Raw genomic sequence first — 1115 nt, 5'->3', positions numbered from 1 at the left:
AAGGGCCGCAACGTCGTGCTCGACAAGTCGTTCGGCGCTCCCCGCATCACCAAGGACGGCGTCACCGTCGCCAAGGAGATCGAGCTCGAGGACAAGTTCGAGAACATGGGTGCGCAGATGGTGCGCGAAGTCGCTTCGAAGTCCGCTGACGCGGCCGGCGACGGCACCACCACCGCCACTGTGCTGGCCCAGGCGATCGTGCGCGAAGGCGCCAAGTCGGTTGCCGCCGGCATGAACCCGATGGACCTGAAGCGCGGTATCGACCTCGCGGTCGAAGCCGTCGTTGCGGACCTCGTCAAGAACTCCAAGAAGGTTACCTCGAACGACGAGATCGCCCAGGTCGGCACCATCTCGGCCAACGGTGACGCGGAGATCGGCAAGTTCCTCGCCGACGCCATGAAGAAGGTCGGCAACGAGGGTGTCATCACCGTCGAGGAAGCCAAGTCGCTCGAGACCGAGCTCGACGTCGTCGAGGGCATGCAGTTCGACCGCGGCTACATCTCGCCCTACTTCGTCACCAACGCCGACAAGATGCGCGTTGAGATGGACGACGCCTACATCCTCATCAACGAGAAGAAGCTCTCCTCGCTGAACGAGCTGCTGCCGCTGCTCGAGGCCGTGGTGCAGACCGGCAAGCCGCTGGTCATCGTCGCCGAGGACGTCGAAGGCGAAGCGCTTGCGACCCTGGTCGTGAACCGTCTCCGTGGCGGCCTCAAGGTTGCGGCCGTCAAGGCTCCGGGCTTCGGCGATCGCCGCAAGGCCATGCTGCAGGACATCGCGATCCTGACCGGCGGCCAGGCGATCTCGGAAGATCTCGGCATCAAGCTCGAGAACGTCACGCTCAACATGCTCGGTCGCGCCAAGAAGGTGATGATCGACAAGGAGAACACCACGATCGTCAACGGCGCCGGCAAGAAGGCCGACATCGAAGCGCGCGTGGCTCAGATCAAGGCGCAGATCGAGGAAACCACCTCGGACTACGACCGTGAGAAGCTCCAGGAGCGTCTTGCCAAGCTCGCTGGCGGCGTCGCAGTGATCCGCGTCGGCGGCGCGACCGAGGTCGAGGTGAAGGAGCGCAAGGATCGCGTTGATGACGCGATGCATGCGACCCGCGC

The 1115-nt window shown here is 64.2% G+C and carries 1 protein-coding gene; it reads left to right on the top strand.

Annotation, left to right across the window (positions count from 1 at the left end; all coding sequences use genetic code 11):
* The coding region (gene groL, locus AC0L3K_RS40610) for a chaperonin GroEL (RefSeq protein ID WP_473368206.1) at positions 1-1115 on the top strand (1115 nt) is incomplete at both ends.

Source organism: Bradyrhizobium sp. MI1.10 (assembly GCF_055811035.1).
The sequence above is the reverse complement of the archived record's forward strand: the minus strand, read 5'-3'. Positions and strand labels throughout refer to the sequence as shown.